Raw genomic sequence first — 17,654 nt, 5'->3', positions numbered from 1 at the left:
ATGTCTCGTCGGGACAGACGTCAGGCTTGGTCGCCTCTCAGGATGGCGTCGCGGATCGACACGATCTGGCCAGCCCCCGAATAATGGGCTGTCGCCTCCTCGAACGTCCGTCCAGCGATCTCCTGGTAGCGCTGACCTCCCTCGATCAGGTCTTCGACCATCTGGGCGAGCACATCGGTCCATTCGTAGCCGCGAGCCAGATAGCCATTCTCGCCGCTCCGGATAGCCTGCGCGAACGCATAGGTCGGCGAGGCACACGTGACCGTGCCGACCGCGCTGGCCTCGAAGAACTTCAGTTCCGACTTGCAGTTCGTGAACCGATTGTCCTGCAGCGGCGCGATGTTGATCTCGGTTGCCCCGACGAGGCCTTGGAGGTTGACGTAGTCCGTGAAGGCATGCCGGTCGAGGCGCTCGGCAAACGGCTCCAGCACGGGCGGAACCTCGAGATAACCGACCATGCGAAGCCGCACCTCCGGATATCGATGCAGGACATCGGCCAGGCTCGCGGTCGCGACACCGAAGTCGTGGACATGTGTCGGCGAGCCGCTGAAGTACCCGATATGCAGGGCGTGATCGCGTCGAAAGCCGGACTGGCGCTTGGCCTGCATGATGCTGCGCGAGTGCGCGATCTGCGCGGGATTCATGAAGTTCGGTACGATCCGAACGTCGATCGGCGCGACGTCGCGGATGCGGTCCGCCAGATACGCGTTGGTCGTGATGGCGCCGTCGCACAGCGCGAGCGTGCGCCCGATGCGCGCGGTGTAGGCGAACCACCAGTCCCAGGCCGGCTCATTCACGGGCTGCGCCAGAGTATGGAGCATGAGTTCGACATAACGCGTGTCGAACACGAGGTCGTCGACATCGAACAGAACACGAGCGCCTCGGCGCCGGATGCGCGCCACCAGATCGCCGATAAGAGAGCTGTATCGAGCGCGGCAGATGACGAGGATGTCCGCGGTTTCGGCGACGCGCGCCAGCCCCTCGCCGTCGGCCAACGTGAAGTAGGCCGCCGAGGCGTCCGGCCATTCACGGTCGATCGCCTCGATCATGTTGAACACGCGGTAGCGGAACGTGCTGTTGTCCGGCTCCGCGTAGAAGTAGGCGATACGTGGTCGTCCCCGGCGCAGCGTCGCAAGCCGGCGGTCGAACGGCTCGCCCCACGGCTCGACGTGGTGGACGGGCGGCGGCAGATCAACGAACAAGCGTACCGTCCCGGAACAGCGTCGACATGGGACCGGCGAAGCTCTTGCTCCAAGAGCGCGCCAACCCGGCCCGGGCATGGGCGCTGGCTCTGGCACTCCGGTCGCCCGCAAGCGTCACGCCGTCGCGCAAGGCCTTTACCAAGGCATCCACCGACACGTCGGCACAAAGGATGGCATCGGAATAGCGCGACAGGTCGGTCTTGATCCCGCACCGGTTGGTGACGACCACACCGCCCGAAGCCGCAATGTCGAGCGGGGGATAACTCGGGTGGGGCGTGTCCATCAGCGACAGGCCGAGATCGACGCCCCGCACGAAGGCGGCGTAGTCGCCCCAGGCAAGATCCTGAATCAGGACCGGCTCGACCGACCGTGCGAGTTGCATGGGGCGCAAGCTGCGGCCGACGAAATGGATGTCCCACTCGTCGGGGTCGAGGATATTCTCCTCGATCGCCCGATCGATCACCGCCACACCGCGCTCGAAGAGGTTTCGCGCATGGCCGGGACGTGCGTAGAAGAAGAAGCGCTTGCGTTCCGCGTCCGGCGCCGGCTCAGGGTGATAGATTCGCTCCGGAAAGGCCGGCTCGAAGAAGGCGTCGCGGTCGCCGACGATGCCGGTCGCTTCGAGGTGTTTGAAAAGGAGCTCGGTGTTGACGATCTTGCGCACCGCCGGGTCGCCCATCGTCTCGCCGGCCAGAAGGTGCTCGTCGCCCAGCGGATAGAACATCCGCTCGTCCTCCTGCAGGAGGTAGAGAATACGCTCGGCTGGAATCGACTTGCGCGTCGCATGCGTCGTCCACCAGGAGGTCGTCACGAAGATTTCGTCCGCGCCCGCATCCACGGCCGAGTCCGGGTCGTACTGGTTGCAGAAGGCGAACTGGACGTTGTCGTCGAACGGAATGTCGTGCTCGGCGAGGATCGTCGCGACGTTCGCGGCATGCGGCGCCTGCATGCGCGTCACGATGCGCAAGGTCCGCCCGGTCGCGCGCGCCGCGAGCGCGCAGAAGATCAAAGCGGTCGCGACGCCGCCGAAGAGGCTGCCGCTGTTGATGCTGTCGGTGACCATCGACAAGCGGGGACGGTCGAGCGGTGCCTCGAAGACGCGCAAGGGCGGGCGCTCGGGAAGAAGCGAGGGCTCGCGGACGATGCGCGGCGGCTCGGGCGGGGGCGGCGGGGCCATTGCGGGCTGAGACGGGGCAGCGACGAGCGCTTCCTGGCGCTGTCGCTCCAGGGCCTCGATCACGCGGCGCCGCGCGGGCATGCGCCAGGGGGTTGCGAGCCACCAGGCCGCCTTGGCTGAGCGGCGCAGCGCCGTGCGCGCGCCCGGCGGCACATAGGCTCCGAAGGCGCGCAGCGGCTGCAGGGCGCGCCACGAGGTCGAGTTTTGCAGGGCCGCCAGCGCGATGTCGCGCCGATGCACCTCGCGATGAAGATTCTCGATCTCATGGCGCAGCAACTCGGCCATGTGCACGGAGGGCCGGAGCCGATCCGTCTCGCCGATCGCCGCGCGCAGATCGTTCTCGGTGCGTTCGAGACGTCGCTCGGCTAAGGCCAGCGCGCGGCGGTCGTCGTTGTGGGCCGAGCGCATCTGGCGTTCGCGATCGAGCTGGATGCGGTGGCTTTCCTCGCGGCTACGCTCCTCGGCCTCGAGGCGCATGCGGTCATTTTCCTCGCGGCTACGCTGCTCGGCCTCGAGCTGGAACGCGAGACGCTCGGCATCCCAGGTCTTGGCCGCCAGCTCGCGAAACTCCCAGGCGACGTAGGGCGTCAGAATGCCGGTTGCGGTGCCGATCTCGCCGCGCACCGCATCGAGCCGCGCGAGCGCGTCCGCGTCCTCCGGGTCGCCGACCAGCCGTAGAATGGCGTCCCAGCTTTCGCCGGTGAGCTGGTCGAGACGAGTCGCCTTGCCGATCGCTGGCGGCGCCGCGTGATGGCGGAGTTCATTCGTGAGGAAGCTGTCGAGGCGCGACTCGGCCCGCGACCGCTCCACGGGATAGCGGATGTCGAGATCGCCCGCGATGCGATCCACGGTCCCGCGCCAGTCGGCGAGCAAGCCGTCATAGGTCACGAGGCTGCGCCGCATCCCGCGCGTCTCGCGTTCCGCGGCCAGCGTATGGTCGAGCCAGAGCAGAAGCGACTTGGCGCGGGGAAAGCGGTCGCGGCGCGCGAGCGAGCCGACGACCTCCAGCGGATGGCGGAACGGCAGGACCGCCAGCGGCCGCGCACCCGCGCGGTCCAGCGCCGCGCGCCACAGCGGCACGAAGCGCGACATGCGCGGGTCCTTGACCGTGAAGATCGGGCTCTGCGCGAGAAGCTCGACGCGGATGATGCCCGCCAGCTCGTCCACGAAGCGCTCGCCGCCCTGCGTTGCGAGAAACGCGTTCGATACCGGCATCGGGTCGTCCCAGCGCGAGCCGAGCGCCTCGAGCAACCGGTTGTGGAACAGGTTGACCGCGCGGTTCTCGAAGATGCCCTTCTCGTTGTAGCTCTCGGCCGGCAGCAGATCGCCGGCGGCCGGGATGCCGAGAAGGTCGAGCGCACCTGTCAGCGCCGAGGTGCCGCTGCGGTGCATGCCGAGCACGAGAACGCCGGCGGGCTGCGGGGAATCGGTCTGATCGGTCAAAGCGTCGATGGCCTTCCTGAACGAGCTGCCGCCCGCGACGAAGGATGACGGCGGGCCTGGGTTGGGACGGCGTGTTCCCTCGCGAGCCCTGCGTCCATTCCGCCAAAGTTCCGACGTGTCAATCCTGACCGCGGACTTGCAACAACTAGACCGCCCGGAAGCGCGCCATCTCCTGCCCGCGGGGATGGCGCCATGATTCGACGGTCTCCAGCTGCCAGCCGAGCCCCTCCATCGCGAAGAGAATGTCGCGCCGCCAGACGTGGAACGGGTCGCGCCAGGAAAAGGTCTCGACCTCGCCGCCCGGGGGTTGTCGCATGGTCTCACCCGCCTGAAGATGATCGGGCACCAGGAAGAAGGTGCAGAAGAAAAGACCACCATCCCTCATGCGCGGACGCAGCCGCGAGAGGCACAGGCGCAGGTGGTTGATGGGCAGGTGCGTGAACACACTTTGCGCCAGAGCGACATCGAACGTGATGCCCTCGAAGGGAATCAGAAACGCACGTTCCTCAGCGAGGTTGTCGCGCGGCAGACGATCCGCGAGGCCGAGCGGACGGATCTCCCGCTCGTAGCCCTCCTCGATCAACGATCCGAGGTAGTCGATGCCGAAATAATGAGCCGGCTCGAGATAGGGGACGAGCACCACGCCGGCCCGGAGCGAACCGCAACCGATGTCGAGAAGCCGATCGGCAGGCCGCAAGCCGTGCTGCACGAGATAGTCTCGCTGCAGCGCGCCCATCTCGTCCCACAACCCGCCGATGATGTTGCGGTGCCCGTCCGGCGCCGCCAGCCGTTTGGAGAAGTCGTCGTCGTATGGGTTCAGGGACATCCGTCTCTCGCACGCAAGGCAGAAGGTGAGCGCTTGCCGGTCACGGCTCCGGCGGAACGTCATGGAGCGTTCGGCGCCGGGTTCGGGACGGGCAGCGGTCGGTTGCACGATGTATGCGTTGCGCTGACCGCTCTGTCGATGTGCGAACGGTTTGCGGGATGCTGGCGGGTCAACAACGAGGCTCACCGACACGACCTGTCGCCAACGCTTCGGCACCCTGGGACGAGCGGCAGCAGGACGAGGAGCGGCGATCCTACTTCCCACCTGAGAGATCGCCTTGCGGACACGCACCACCATGCCGGAGCACCGTCGGGGCGCCCGCCGCGATGCAGGGAACACAAGCGGAGCGAGCCGCAGGCTTCGGCCTATCGACCGACCATAGGGTTACCCTCGCCGACACCAGCCGCCGGAAGCAGGACCGATCCAACGTCGTTAGTCCGGCCGGTTGAGCGTCAGGCACCCTACCCGCTCCGCTTGAACGGGCGTCCCTCCGAATGCGTCTGCGGCGTCGGTTTGCGCGTCCCGCTACACCCCAGGAAGAATCAGGACCGATTGCGTCCTCGCTCCGCATGGTCGCGCGATCAGAGAGCGTGGAAGCAAGGCCACACAACCGATCCTGGAACGCGAGGGTCGCTTGGCCAGCGGTGACGCGAGCTCGATCCGTTCAAACTGTATTTAACATCCCGCCAGATCGTGATGCTGCAAAGCGGCGTATCCGTTGCGCAGCAACGTGTTGCGAAGTGTCCCGGCCTACTGGCTGACAGGAAGTCCGGCAGCGCAGGGCTTTGCCGCCGACGCGATGCAACCGGAGAACCTTGTCCGGAGCTGACGTTTCGTGTGGCAGATGTGCCTCACCCCTACGTAGTGCCCTGTGACTCTCCTTTGATCCCGCTTGCTCTAGAGGATGCCGTTATGCATACGTCCTTCGGCATGGGTGCGTTACCGAAAGGTAAGGTGCCTTCATGCAGGGGAGGGTGCGCAGTGTGCACGCTCGCACCTTGACCGACTTTTGGGCTCCAGGAGAACCAATGGCCAGCACGACCTTTAACGGCTCGACCAGCGCCACGACTGCCTACACCTCGGCAGACGTGTACACGCTGAACGTCGCGCCTTCGCAGATTACCAATGTTTCGAACCAGAACGGCAACGTCGTCATCCAGACCGGCGCGACCTCGCTGACGATCACGGGCGTGCAGCTGAACCAGCTGGTTTCCGCCAACTTCGTCCTGCAGGGCGGCGGCACGTTCATCGCCGGCGACAACGCCTCGACCACCGGCGGCGACGCCGATGGCAACACGCTCGCCGGCACGGCGGCTGCCGACATTCTCCTGGGCCTCCAGGGCGGTGACACCATTACGGGCGGCGCTGGCAACAACCTGATCTTCGGCGGCAACGGCGTCACCGACTCGACCGACGGTGGCGATTCGATCACCGCGACCACCGGCAACGATCGCATCTACGGCAACGCCGGCAACGACACGATCAACTCGGGCGCTGGCTCGGACACGATCTACGGCGGCCTCGGTGCTGACTCGATCGCGCTCGCCCCGACTGCTGGTCAGTCGGCTGTCGTCTACGGCGGCGGTGCGGCGACCGACTCGGTCGACGGCGGCAACGACACCATCAACGTCGGCTTCGTCGGCGGTGAGGCTGGCGGTACGGCGACCATTTACGCCAACGCTGGCGACGACGTCATCAACGTCGTGTCGTCAGGCGCCAACTCGATCTACGGCGGCCTCGGCAACGACGCCATCAACGTGACCGGCAACGGCGCGAACTTCATCGCTGGCGGCACGTCCGACACCGACACCATCACGGTGACCGGCAACGGCGCGAACACCATCTACGGTGGTTCCTCGCTGAACGACACGACCGATCTGGCTGACACGATCCGCGTCACCGGCACCGGCAACAACCTGATCTACGGCAACGGCGGCAACGATCTCGTCACCGTGACCGGCGCCGGCAACAACTCGGTCTACGGCGGCCTCGGCAACGATCAGGTCTCGATCGCCGGCGGCGGCAACAACCTCGTATTCGGCGGCACGGCTGATACCGACACCATCACGGTGACCGGCAACGGCAACAACACCGTTTACGGTGGTTCGGGCGTCACCGACTCGGCCGACCTCGCGGACACCATCCGCATCGAGGGTTCGGGCAACAACCTCGTCTACGGCAACGGCGGCGATGACCTGATCACGGTCAGCGGTGGTGCGGCCGGCGCGACTGGCAATCTCGGCGCCAACACCGTTCTCGGTGGAGCTGGCAACGACACGATCGTTTTGGTCGGTGGTCAGACGTCGCTCAACGGTGTTGTTGGCTCTTCCGCATCGATCACGGGCGGTTCGGGCAACGACTCCATCAACGGAGAGCAGTTCTTGGGTGCGACCACCATTCTCGGTGGCAACTCGGTGAACGATTCTGCTGATGGTGCTGACACGATCCGCGCTGGCAACAGCAACGATCTCATCTACGGCAACGGTGGCAACGACGTCATCACGACCGGCTTCGGCAACGACACCATTTTTGGTGGCGGTGGCGTTGATCGGATCTTGATCAACGACGGCGGCGGCGCACAGGCGCTTGGTGGCGCAGGCGGTGGTGCAGGCCTTACGGCCGGCAATAAGACCATCGGCGGCTTCGAGACCGGCGAGCAGGTGTTCGTTAACGGCGGCACATCCGCGTCTGATTACCGTGCGGCCGTGAATGCTGCTGGCGACGTCACGCTCACGACTGCTGCGCGTACGATCACCTTCACGGGTGCGCAGAACCAGTTGGTCAATGTTGGCTTCAACGCCACGCAGACGACCGATACCTTCCTGTCCAACACCAACGTCACCGCTACCAGCCTTTTGCTCGCGAACTTCGGTTCAACGGCGCAGACCCTGACTGGCACGACGGGCAACGACGTTCTGTACTCGGGCTCGGCTGCGGATACGTTCGTCATCAACACTGGCAACGACTTCGTGTCGGCCGGCGCTGGCAACGACACGATCACTGCCGGTGCAAACCTGACGACCGCTGACTCGATCGACGGTGGTGCGGGCACTGACGTTCTGAACTACAACGGCGTTGGTGGTACCGATGCGTTGACCAACGTCACGAACATCGAGGTCATCAACCTCGTTGCTCCGACGGCTGCTACGCCTGTTGCGATCACGACAACTGATGCTCTCGTCTCGGCGGGCTCGACGCTTACCTTCAACGGTGCGGCGCTCGATGCAACCAGCGCTCTGACGTTCAACGGTGCGGCTGAGACCAACGGTTCGTTCAATCTGATCGGTGGTGCTGGTGCTGACGTTCTGACCGGTGGCGCAATTGCCGACACCATCAATGGTGGTGCCGGTAACGACACGATCGTCGGTGGTGCTGGCAATGACAGCCTGATCGGTGGTGCTGGTAACGACAGCATTGCCGGTGGTGCTGGTGTCGACACGCTTACCGGTGGCGATGGAAACGACCTGTTCCGCTTCGAATCGGCTAACCAGGGCACGACGATTGCCACGCTCGATACCATCACCGACCTCAACGTCGGCGGTACCGCGGGCGGCTCGACAGTTGACACGATCGGCTTCGGTACTGTGACTGCGGTCGGTTATACCTCGGGTGGCGCGATCGTTGGAACGACTGCGGCTAATGCACAGTCGGTAGCGAGCTTGGACGCTGCTATCAATCTTCTGACCACGGACAGTGCCGCCTTCTTCAACATCGGTGGCCAGATCGTCCTCGTGCAGGAAGAGGGGGCCGAGGCCACCACATTCTCGGCAACGGACGACTTGGCGGTCATCGTCACGGGCGTCACCGGTACGCTGAGCACGGACGACTTCGTCGCTTAATCTGCGAAGAACATAGTACGTGATTAGAAGGGGCGGCTTCGGCTGCCCCTTTTGCTTTAGGGTTTGGTCATGAGCGTGGACGCACTTCTGCCTTGGCTTCGGGACCGAGGCTTGATCGTAGATAATGTACTCGACCTACCAGGTGGCCTCACCTACGAGCCTTTGGTTCGGTTGATTGCCGGTGTCACAGCGCGGGAATGCACGATCGGGGCGTTCAGCTATGCGTCACCGCAGACCACGCTGACGCGAGCGACCATCGGTCGATACTGTTCCATTGGTGCAAGCTGCCAGATTGGTCCGACCCAACACCCGGTCGACTGGCTGACGACCAGCCCCATTCCCTATAAGGACGTCTTCGACGTTCAAAATCCTGCCCGACCCTTCGAGCAACACGATGAGATGAAGCCGGTCACGATCGGGAGCGACGTCTGGATCGGCACAGCCGCTGCCGTCATGGGCGGCGTAACGATCGGGGACGGATCGATCGTTGCCTACGGCAGCGTCGTAACGCGTGACGTCGAACCTTATTCGGTCGTGGGCGGGGCGCCTGCGAAGCTGATCCGCCCGCGCTTCAAGCCGGCGGTCGTCGCCCGCCTCCTGGCCGAGCCCTGGTGGCGCTACGATCTCGTGCGCACCACCCATCCCATTCCCTGGCGCGACCCCATGGCCGCACTCGACGCCATCGCGGAGGGCGTGGCGAAGGGCTTGATCCACGAGATCCCGCCCGTCCGCCACCGCATCACGCGCAACGGCACGCAGTTCAGCTTCGAAAAGCTCGGCTGAGCGTCACGCCACCATTCCCACCGACACCGCGCCGGCGAAGCCGAGCAGCGTCACGGCGGTCTCGCGCAGCCCGTCGCCGTCGAGGTCGGCCAGAACCAAGGTGTTTGCGCCGCTCAGCGTGGTCAGATAGCTCGGCCCCACCCCTTGCGCTGCGGCCGTGCCGGAAGCCGCCGCCACCGCCCCGCCCCCGAAGTCCAGCCGGTCGCCCGCGCCGAAGTCGGTGATCGTGTCGCCCGAGGACTGCACGGTCTCGCCGCGCATGAACACGAAGACGTCCGCCCCGCCGCCGCCGGTCAGTGTGTCCGCTCCCATGCCGCCGGAGATCGTGTCGTCGCCCGAGCCGCCGATGAGCCTGTCGGCTCCGCCGTCGCCATAGAGGGTGAGGCGGCCCGTGGAGCCGCCGGCGTCCACCGTATCGTTGCCGTCGACCGGGTTGTTTCCGCCCCCTCCCCCGATCACGGTGGCCGAGCCGGCGGCGGCCAAATCCACCCGGTCGCCGCCGGTGCCGGCCACGATCAGCACCTGCGAGCCGAGGTTGCTCGCCTGAACGAGGACGGCGTTGTCGCCGACGCCGCCATAAACCTCGATGCGGCCCGCGCCCGAGACGCGAATGTCGAGCGAATCGTTGCCGCCGTTGCCGTAGACGCGGATCTGCCCGCCGCCGACGTCGCCCAGCACCTCGACCCGGTCCGCGAGGTCGGCGGGGTCCGCGAAGGCGCCGCCCGCGTAGATGTCGGTTCGCGCGCCCGCCACCATCTGCGCGCGGATCACGTCCTGCCCGTAGCCGCCGTAGACGAGATCGTTGCCGGTCCAGGCCGAGATCGTGTCGTTGCCGCCGTTGCCGTAGATCGTGTCGTTGCCCGCACCGCCATCGAGGATGTCCGCCGCGTCGCCGGGATCGTTGACGGCCGAGCCGCCGAACAGGAGGTCGTTGCCGTCGCTGCCGATCACGACGTCGGAGCCCGCGGCGCCGTAGATCGTGTCGTTGCCGAGGTTTCCGTCCAACCGGTTGTCGGCGATGTTGCCGCGGATCTCGTCGGCACCGGCGCCGCCCAACGCGTTCTCGATCAGCGATCGCGTGTCGCCATTGAACAGGAAGGCGCTGGCGATGTTGCCGGGCGGCGTCTGGCCCGCACCGAGCTGAGCGAGCTGCTGGCCGAGATAGGTCCAGCCGCCGGGGGAAAGATCGACCCGCAGCGCCGTCGCATAGGCCGTGAAGTCGTAGGTGTCGCGGCCGCCGCCGTCCCAGATCGTCTCGAAGACGCGCGCGTCCGCGCGGGCCGTCGCGCCGGTTCCGCCCTCCGCCGTGTCGAGAACCGCGGCGTCCGTGAAGCCCGGCGCCCAGCGGTAGGTCGTGTCGCCCGCGCGGTTCGCATAGTTCGCGCCATACAGCGTCTGCATGGCAAGAATGTCGTAGAGCATGGGCGAGCTGGCAAACGACGTCGGGGCGATCGTGTAGCCCACATCGAGCGACGCGCCGGGAAAGGAGCGGTAGCTCATCACGCTATAAGCCACCTGGTCCGCGATACCGGCATTGCCGGACTCGTGAGGATGTTCGAGACCCAGCGAGTGGCCGAGCTCGTGAATCGCCGTCATGTAGCCGTAGCCGCCGCGCTCGAAGCCTCGGTCCGTCACGTACGAGCCGACCCAAACGTCACCGCCCTCGCCGCGCGTTGACGGGAAGTAGGCGAACGCGGTCGGCGTCGAGGCATTGAAGCCGATGCGCAGGTCCGCGGCTGCCCCAGCGGTTTCGGTGAAACCGAGTTGGGCGACCCGTGCCCACTCCGTCAGCGCGGCGCGGAACGCATCCTGCCCGGCAGCCGTCAGCGGGGCGGCGCCGTTCGGCTCGCCCTGCCCGTAGCCGGCCGGGTAATCCGGCGCAGAGGTGGTGAAGCCGAAGGTCAGGTTCTTGACCGCCCAGATCCTGTCCGTGATCAGGCTGTCGAGCTCGGGGCGACCCGTGGCATTGGTGGCAATGGTGGCCGGCATGGCACGTCCTCGTTCTCGCTGTGGGCGCAGCCTGTTTCCTGAACCGGAAGAGTACCCAAACTCCCCGTTTTGCCTGTATGGTCTGCGAACTCGGGCACGCCACCGTCCCGCGGCCTTCAAGAAGCCGTGTTTGGAAGGTCAAGCCCGTCCGTGCCAAGGCCGACCGCACCGTAAGAAGGCGACGTATGCAAAACCAGAACCAGCTCGCGCCCGAGATGCGCACGGCCCTTTACGCCGGCATCCGACCTATGGCCTTCGCCGCGCTGTTCTCGTTCGGCTCCAATCTCCTTTATCTAGCATTGCCCATCTATATGACGCAGGTTTACTCCCGCGTCGTTACCTCTCAGTCCGTCGCGACACTTCTTTTTCTCACGTTGGCGGTGGTCGGCGCCTTCATCGTAATGACGGCGCTCGAGGAGTTGCGCGGGCGGATCCTGATCCGCATCGGCTCGCTGCTTGATCGAAAGCTGGCGCCTCGCCTGCTCGACGCGGTCGTGAACGCAGGCCTTCGCGCCGGCCGCCCCGTGCGCAGCCAAGCGTTGCGCGACCTCGACACCTTCCGCCAGGGCCTTGCCGGCAACGTCACGAACGCCGTGCTCGACGCGCCCTGGGCGCCGATCTTCCTGATCGTGATCTTCGCGATCGACTGGCGCCTTGGCATGTTGTCGCTGATCGGCGCCCTGGCGCTATTCGGGCTCGCGCTCGCCAACGAGTATGTGACGCGTCCGGCGCTGAAAGAGGCCAACATCGCCGGCCAGCGCTCCTACTCGGCGACCGATTCGGGCCTTCGCAACGCCGAGGTCATCTACGCCATGGGCATGCTGCCCGGTCTCGCACAGCGCTGGAACCGCGATCGCCTGGCCATGCTCCATGCACAGGAGACGGCCTCGGAGCGCGGCGGCTCGATCTCGGCCACGATCCGCTTCACGCGCATGTTCCTGCAGGTCGCGATCCTGGCGGGCGGCGCGCTGCTGGTGATCGACGGCCTGACGGGCCCCGGCGTCATGTTCGCCTCGATGATGCTGATGGCTCGTGCGCTGGCTCCGGTCGAGCGCGCTGTCGGCTCGTGGTCGGCGATCGTCGCCTCGCGCCAGGCGTTCGATCGGTTGAACGCGTTGCTCAAGGAGTTCCCTGCGCCGGAAAGCGGCATGGAGCTGCCGCGCCCGTCCGGCAAGCTCTCGGTCGAGACCTGCTTCTACGCCTTCCCCGGCACCAACAAGGCGCTCTTGAAGAACCTGAACTTCGCGCTGGAGCCGGGTGACTGCCTCGGCCTGATCGGACCGTCGGGCGCCGGCAAGTCCTCGCTCGCCCGCCTTCTGATCGGCGTGTCGCGTCCCTCGTCCGGCTCGGTCCGCCTCGATGGCGCCGAGATGCACGCCTGGTCACGCAACAACATCGGACGCCACATCGGCTACCTGCCGCAGGACGTCGAGCTGTTCTCCGGCACGGTGCGCGAGAACATCGCTCGCTTCAATCCGCAGATCCGCGACGAGGCCGTTCTGGAAGCGGCGAAGATGGCCGGCGTCCACGACCTCATTCTCCGCCTGCCGGATGGCTACGATACCGAGCTCGGCGAGAACGGCGCGATGCTCTCGGTGGGCCAGCGCCAGCGTGTGGCTCTTGCCCGCGCGGTCTACGACCGGCCATCCTTCGTCGTGCTCGACGAGCCCAACGCCTCGCTGGATTCCGAGGGCGAGCAGGCTCTGCTCGCGGCGATCGTGCAGCTGCGCAAGATGGGCTCGACCGTGGTGGTCATCTCGCACCGCATGTCGGCGCTGAACTACTCCAACAAGATCCTGCTCCTGCGTGACGGCATGGTCGAGCGGTTCGGGTCGCGCGACGAGGTTCTGTCCAAGGTCCTAGCCCCGGCACCCAACGCGAACGCGCAGGCGCCCCAGCCGGCGCCGCAACAGGCTGTCGCCGCGCAAGGCGCGGGACAGCCCGCGCAGGCGCCCAAGGCCCTTCCGGCCTCCTCCTGATCCAGTTCAAGGAAGACACCCATGTCCGTGATCGCGTTCAGGAAGACGCCGAAGTCGCCCACACCGGGCGACGCCGATACGACTGCCGCCTTGCCGCCGCCCGGTGCCGCAAAGCCGGAGGGTGGCGACTTCGACATGGGACTGCGCAAGCCGATCCTTCTGGGTTCGGGGATCGTCGCGGTCTTTATCGTCGGTCTCGGCATCTGGGCGGCCTTCGCGCCGCTCTCGGGCGCCGTGCTCGCCACGGGCGTCGTGAAGGTCGAGGACAGCCGCAAGGTCGTGAAGAACCGGGACGGCGGCATCGTCGCGCAGGTTCTCGTGCGCGATGGCCAGCATGTCGACCAGGGCGACATTCTCCTGCGCATGGACGACGTGCAGGCGCGCTCCGCCTATGAGGTCTACGACAACCAGTACATGAACCTTCTGGCCCGCCGGGCGCGCTTCACGGCGGAAAGCAAGGGGCTGGACCAGATCAGCTTCCCGGCAGAGGTGACCGAGCGGCGCGACGATCCGTCGATCGAGCAGCTGATGCTCGACCAGACCATCCTCTTCGATACGCGCCGTCAGAGCCTCGACACGCAGGTGGAGATCCTCCAGCAGCGCGTCAGCCAGCTCAACACGCGCATCAGCGGCTACGAGGTGCAGATCGCCTCGATCAACCGGCAGCAGGAGTTGATCGAGGAGGAGAAGGAGGGCGTCGCCTCGCTGCTCAAGAAGGGATTGGCTCCCAAGACGCAGGTTCTCGCCCTGGAGCGTGCCTCGGTGGACCTCGGCGGCCAAACCGGCAGCCTGAAGGCTCAGATCGCCGAGGCCCGCGAGACGCAGGGCGAAGCGCAGATGCAGATCAACCGTCTGCGCCAGGACCGTCTGTCGGAGGCCAATCAAGGCATTAGCGACGTGCAGTCCGAGATGGCCAACATCGTCCCGCGCCTCCAGTCGGCCCGCGCGACGCTGGCGTTGACCGAGGTGCGCGCGCCGGCCACCGGCACGGTGCTCGGCCTGACGCAGTTCACCAACGGCGGCGTCGTGGGCGCCGGCGAGCGCATCCTCGATATCGTGCCCGATGACACGCAGCTGATCGTCCAGGCGATGATCAAGCCCGAGGACATCGCCAAGATCGAGCCGAACATGGTCGCCAACGTCAAGCTGACGGCCTACAACCAGCACGTCACGCCCGCCGCGGAGGGCAAGATCCTGCGCGTTTCGCCCGACCGCCTGACCACCGAGAACGGCACCGCCTATTTCACGGCCGACGTCGAGGTGAGCCCCACGTCGCTGGCTCACATGGCCGGCGACGTTCGCCTCTACCCGGGCATGCCCGCGGAGATCGTGGTGCCGACCGGCAGCCGCACGGCGCTCGACTACATCCTGTCCCCGATCTCCCAGTCGATGGATCGCGCCTTCCGCGAGGAATAGCGGCGATCCAGTCCCGCTAACGATGTCGAAGGGCGGGCGAACCTGGCGGGTTCGCCCGCCCTTCGCTTGTCGGGCCACCTTCCGCTTGCGGACCGGGCCGCCCGCCGCTACCCCGACGCGAAGAGTCCCTCAGTCAGTCCGCGCGATGATCCAGAACAAGACGATCCTTTTCCTGCACCAGAACTTCCCGGGGCAGTTCCTCCATCTGTGCCGGGCGCTGGCGGGGACCAATCGCCTCTTCTTCATCACGAAGGAGACGCGCAACCGCATCCAGGACGTGAAGGTCATCGGGTACAAGCCGCATCGCGAGCCCAACCCTCAGACGCACCTGTATCTGCGCACGCTGGAAGACGGCATCCTGAACGGACAAGGGGTCGCGCGGCTTCTGATCCAGATGCAGAAGGAGAACATCCGCCCCGATCTCATCGTCGGCCATAGCGGATGGGGCGAGACGCAGTTCGTGAAGGACGTGTTCCCCGACGTCCCGCTGCTCAGCTACATCGAATTCTACTATGCGGCGTCGGGGTCCGACGTCGGCTTCGACCCGGAGTTTCCGGTCAATCCGGAACTCAAGTTCCAGCTGCGCTCGCGCAACCAGATGATTCTCTCGTGCCTCGAGTCGACCGACTACGGACTGTCGCCGACGGCCTGGCAGCACAGTCGCATCCCGGCCATCTTCCGGCCGAAGGTGAAGGTCATCCACGACGGCGTCGACACCGACGCTCTCGTCCCGGCCGACAGACCGAGCGTGACGCTCGCGGATGGGCTGACGTTCGACGGCTCCGTTCCGCTCGTCACCTACGTCGCGCGCAACCTCGAGCCGTATCGCGGCTTCCATGTCTTCATGCGCTCGCTTAATCGCATCCTGGAGAAGAACCCGACCGCGCACGTGGTGCTCGTGGGCGGCGACGGCGTCAGCTACGGCGCGCGGCTGCCCGAGGGCGAAACCTGGAAGGCGCGCATGCTTGCGCAGAACCCCGTGGCCGACGCATCGCGCGTGCACTTCGTGGGCCGGCTGGAATACGACGTCTTCAAGAAGCTGTTGCAGGTCTCGGACGCGCACGTCTACCTGACCTACCCCTTCGTCCTGTCCTGGTCGATGCTGGAGGCGATGTCGACGGGCTGCCTCCTGATCGGTTCGGCGACGGCGCCGGTTCAAGAGGTCGTCGAGCATGGCCGCAACGGGCTGCTCGTCGATTTCTTCGACGGCGAGGCCTTGGTGTCGGCGATCACCGAGGCGCTGCGGTATCCGGAACGGTTCCGTGAGATGCGGCGCAATGCGCGCCGCACCGTTGTCGAGGACTACGATCTGACACGCATCACCCTGCCCCGGCAGCTGGCGCTGATGCAACGGATGATGAACTGACCCGTCAGGCCACCTCGCGCTCGGGCACGGTCACCGTGTCAAGCCCGAGCCGCAACTTGATCGAGCTTGATCCCTCCACGAGGCTGGCGACCGTGAAGCGATCGAGCGTTCCCAGGAATGCATCGAGCGCGGCCCGCAGGGCGGCGTTCAAGGCGCAGCTGTCGATCAACGGGCAGTCCGTCGCGCCGGTCTCGAAGCATTCCGCCATGGCAAAGCTTTCTTCCGTCACCTCGGCCACCTGCCGGAGCGTGATGGCATCGGCCGCGCGACCGAGACGCACGCCGCCGTTGCGGCCGCGCACGGTCTCCACGAAGCCGGCCTCGACGAGCGGCTGGAGGATCTTAAAGAGGAAGAGCTCCGAGACGTTGTAGGCACTCGCGATCTCGCCCACCCGGCTCAACCGGTTCGGATTGGCCGCGCAGTACATCAGAATGCGAATGGCGTAGTTCGTCTGACGGGTCAGGCGCATGGCGCTCTCCTCCAAGGCCGCACGCGGAAGCGACTCCGAACCGCGGTGGTCGCCACGTTTAGAAGAATTCCAGACTCAATGAAAGCGGGAGCGCATCGCGGCATCGATCGCGCAGAGGTTAAGATTTATCCACGTTCTCGCCAACGTGAAGGATTGGCGAACGCCTAACCCGTTGCTATGCAATCGGGCATGCCTCACCAGCAGGCGCGCTTCAGCCGGCCGTCTGTGCCGCGCGATGCTCGGCAAGATACAGGCGGTTCATGGATTATTTTCTGCAGCAGCTCGTCAACGGCGTGACGTTGGGGTCGATCTACGGGTTGATCGCGATCGGCTACACGATGGTTTACGGCATCATCGGCATGATTAACTTCGCGCACGGCGAGGTGTTCATGATCGGGTCGTTCATAGCCCTGACCGTCTTCCTGCTCCTTGCCGCGATCGGCGTGACGTTCCTTCCGATCGTCCTCCTGCTGATGCTCGTCGTGGCGATGCTGTTCACCGCGCTCTGGGGCTGGTCGATCGAACGGATCGCCTATCGCCCGTTGCGCGGCTCGTTCCGCCTGGCCCCGCTGATCACCGCCATCGGCATGTCGATCTTCCTGCAGAATTTCGTTCAGCTCACGCAGGGCGCCCGCGTGAAGCCGCTGCCGCCGCAGGTCACCGGAACGGTGATGATCACGAACGGCGTGCAGATCTCGTACATGCAGATCCTGATCATCGCGACGACGCTCGTGCTGATGGTCGCCTTCTCGCTCCTGATCACGCGCACGCCGCTCGGTCGCCAGCAGCGGGCCTGCGAGCAGGACGCCAAGATGGCATCGCTGCTCGGCGTCAACGTCGACCGGACGATCTCGCTGACCTTTGTCATGGGCGCCTCGCTCGCCGCGGTCGCCGGCACGATGTATCTCCTCTACTACGGCGTGATCGACTTCTACATCGGGTTCCTTGCCGGCGTTAAAGCCTTTACGGCGGCGGTTCTCGGCGGCATCGGCTCGTTGCCCGGCGCCATGCTCGGCGGCCTCGCCATCGGCCTGATCGAGACCTTCTGGGCCGGCTACTTTTCGGTCGAGTACAAGGACGTCGCCGCCTTCTCGATCCTCGCCATCACGCTGATCTTCCTTCCCTCCGGTCTGCTCGGCCGTCCCGAAGTCGAGAAGGTCTGAGA

11 protein-coding genes are annotated in these 17,654 nt (G+C 65.8%); 6 read left to right on the top strand and 5 right to left on the bottom strand.

Translation table 11 applies throughout. The features are described from left to right. Nucleotides 1-20: 20 nt before the first annotated feature. The 3 genes from BLQ76_RS02625 to BLQ76_RS02615 all read right to left on the bottom strand — a co-directional run bounded on the left by BLQ76_RS02625 (nucleotide 21) and on the right by BLQ76_RS02615 (nucleotide 4,648). The gene (locus BLQ76_RS02625; RefSeq protein ID WP_170842436.1) at nucleotides 21-1,202 is read right to left on the bottom strand and encodes a glycosyltransferase; all 1,182 of its coding nucleotides are present in this window, start codon (nucleotides 1,200-1,202) and stop codon (nucleotides 21-23) included. Beyond that, nucleotides 1,192-3,822, bottom strand: a complete 2,631-nt coding sequence (locus tag BLQ76_RS02620; protein ID WP_090668411.1) for a rhamnosyltransferase WsaF family glycosyltransferase — start codon at nucleotides 3,820-3,822, stop codon at nucleotides 1,192-1,194. Before BLQ76_RS02620 ends, BLQ76_RS02625 begins: the two co-directional genes overlap by 11 nt. A 145-nt stretch (nucleotides 3,823-3,967) precedes the next feature. Then, nucleotides 3,968-4,648: a class I SAM-dependent methyltransferase gene (locus BLQ76_RS02615; protein WP_090668409.1), complete on the bottom strand. Its 681-nt coding sequence runs from the start codon at nucleotides 4,646-4,648 to the stop codon at nucleotides 3,968-3,970. Nucleotides 4,649-5,676: 1,028 nt separating this feature from the next. Between BLQ76_RS02615 and BLQ76_RS02610 the strand changes: the two genes are divergently transcribed. After that, the gene (locus BLQ76_RS02610; RefSeq protein ID WP_090668406.1) at nucleotides 5,677-8,487 is read left to right on the top strand and encodes a beta strand repeat-containing protein; all 2,811 of its coding nucleotides are present in this window, start codon (nucleotides 5,677-5,679) and stop codon (nucleotides 8,485-8,487) included. Nucleotides 8,488-8,886: 399 nt separating this feature from the next. Beyond that, entirely contained in the window at nucleotides 8,887-9,270 is a 384-nt protein-coding gene (locus BLQ76_RS21925) for a DapH/DapD/GlmU-related protein (RefSeq protein WP_170842435.1), read from the top strand. A gap of 3 nt (nucleotides 9,271-9,273) precedes the next feature. On the opposite strand, the gene BLQ76_RS02600 is transcribed toward BLQ76_RS21925, so the two are convergent. Then, entirely contained in the window at nucleotides 9,274-11,259 is a 1,986-nt protein-coding gene (locus tag BLQ76_RS02600; protein ID WP_090668400.1) for a M10 family metallopeptidase C-terminal domain-containing protein, read from the bottom strand. A gap of 185 nt (nucleotides 11,260-11,444) precedes the next feature. Here BLQ76_RS02600 and BLQ76_RS02595 point away from each other — a divergent pair, with 185 nt between their 5' ends. The 3 genes from BLQ76_RS02595 to BLQ76_RS02585 all read left to right on the top strand — a co-directional run bounded on the left by BLQ76_RS02595 (nucleotide 11,445) and on the right by BLQ76_RS02585 (nucleotide 16,020). Beyond that, complete coding sequence (locus BLQ76_RS02595; protein ID WP_244519443.1) at nucleotides 11,445-13,238, top strand: type I secretion system permease/ATPase; 1,794 nt, start codon at nucleotides 11,445-11,447, stop codon at nucleotides 13,236-13,238. A 21-nt stretch (nucleotides 13,239-13,259) separates the two neighbouring features. Next, complete coding sequence (locus BLQ76_RS02590) at nucleotides 13,260-14,654, top strand: HlyD family type I secretion periplasmic adaptor subunit (RefSeq protein WP_090668397.1); 1,395 nt, start codon at nucleotides 13,260-13,262, stop codon at nucleotides 14,652-14,654. 145 nt (nucleotides 14,655-14,799) lie between these two features. Beyond that, the gene (locus tag BLQ76_RS02585) at nucleotides 14,800-16,020 is read left to right on the top strand and encodes a glycosyltransferase family 4 protein (RefSeq protein ID WP_090668394.1); all 1,221 of its coding nucleotides are present in this window, start codon (nucleotides 14,800-14,802) and stop codon (nucleotides 16,018-16,020) included. A gap of 4 nt (nucleotides 16,021-16,024) precedes the next feature. Here BLQ76_RS02585 and rirA read toward each other — a convergent pair whose 3' ends face one another. Beyond that, on the bottom strand, nucleotides 16,025-16,489 hold the full coding sequence (rirA, locus tag BLQ76_RS02580; protein ID WP_090668392.1) for an iron-responsive transcriptional regulator RirA: 465 nt from the start codon (nucleotides 16,487-16,489) through the stop codon (nucleotides 16,025-16,027). A 260-nt stretch (nucleotides 16,490-16,749) separates the two neighbouring features. Between rirA and BLQ76_RS02575 the strand changes: the two genes are divergently transcribed. Further along, nucleotides 16,750-17,652, top strand: coding sequence for an ABC transporter permease subunit (locus BLQ76_RS02575; RefSeq protein WP_090668389.1), 903 nt, complete (start codon nucleotides 16,750-16,752; stop codon nucleotides 17,650-17,652). Nucleotides 17,653-17,654: the final 2 nt, after the last annotated feature.

Source organism: Aureimonas jatrophae, assembly GCF_900104035.1.
Classification (GTDB): Bacteria; Pseudomonadota; Alphaproteobacteria; order Rhizobiales; family Rhizobiaceae; genus Aureimonas; species Aureimonas jatrophae.
The sequence above is the reverse complement of the archived record's forward strand: the minus strand, read 5'-3'. Positions and strand labels throughout refer to the sequence as shown.

Excerpts from the sequence above, each read along its gene's own strand:
- BLQ76_RS02615 (WP_090668409.1), bottom strand. The coding sequence starts at position 4,648 with ATGTCCCTGAACCCATACGACGACGACTTCTCCAAACGGCTGGCGGCG.
- BLQ76_RS02610 (WP_090668406.1), top strand. The coding sequence starts at position 5,677 with ATGGCCAGCACGACCTTTAACGGCTCGACCAGCGCCACGACTGCCTAC.
- BLQ76_RS21925 (WP_170842435.1), top strand. The coding sequence starts at position 8,887 with ATGAAGCCGGTCACGATCGGGAGCGACGTCTGGATCGGCACAGCCGCT.
- BLQ76_RS02600 (WP_090668400.1), bottom strand. The coding sequence starts at position 11,259 with ATGCCGGCCACCATTGCCACCAATGCCACGGGTCGCCCCGAGCTCGAC.
- BLQ76_RS02595 (WP_244519443.1), top strand. The coding sequence starts at position 11,445 with ATGCAAAACCAGAACCAGCTCGCGCCCGAGATGCGCACGGCCCTTTAC.
- BLQ76_RS02590 (WP_090668397.1), top strand. The coding sequence starts at position 13,260 with ATGTCCGTGATCGCGTTCAGGAAGACGCCGAAGTCGCCCACACCGGGC.
- BLQ76_RS02585 (WP_090668394.1), top strand. The coding sequence starts at position 14,800 with ATGATCCAGAACAAGACGATCCTTTTCCTGCACCAGAACTTCCCGGGG.
- rirA (WP_090668392.1), bottom strand. The coding sequence starts at position 16,489 with ATGCGCCTGACCCGTCAGACGAACTACGCCATTCGCATTCTGATGTAC.
- BLQ76_RS02575 (WP_090668389.1), top strand. The coding sequence starts at position 16,750 with ATGGATTATTTTCTGCAGCAGCTCGTCAACGGCGTGACGTTGGGGTCG.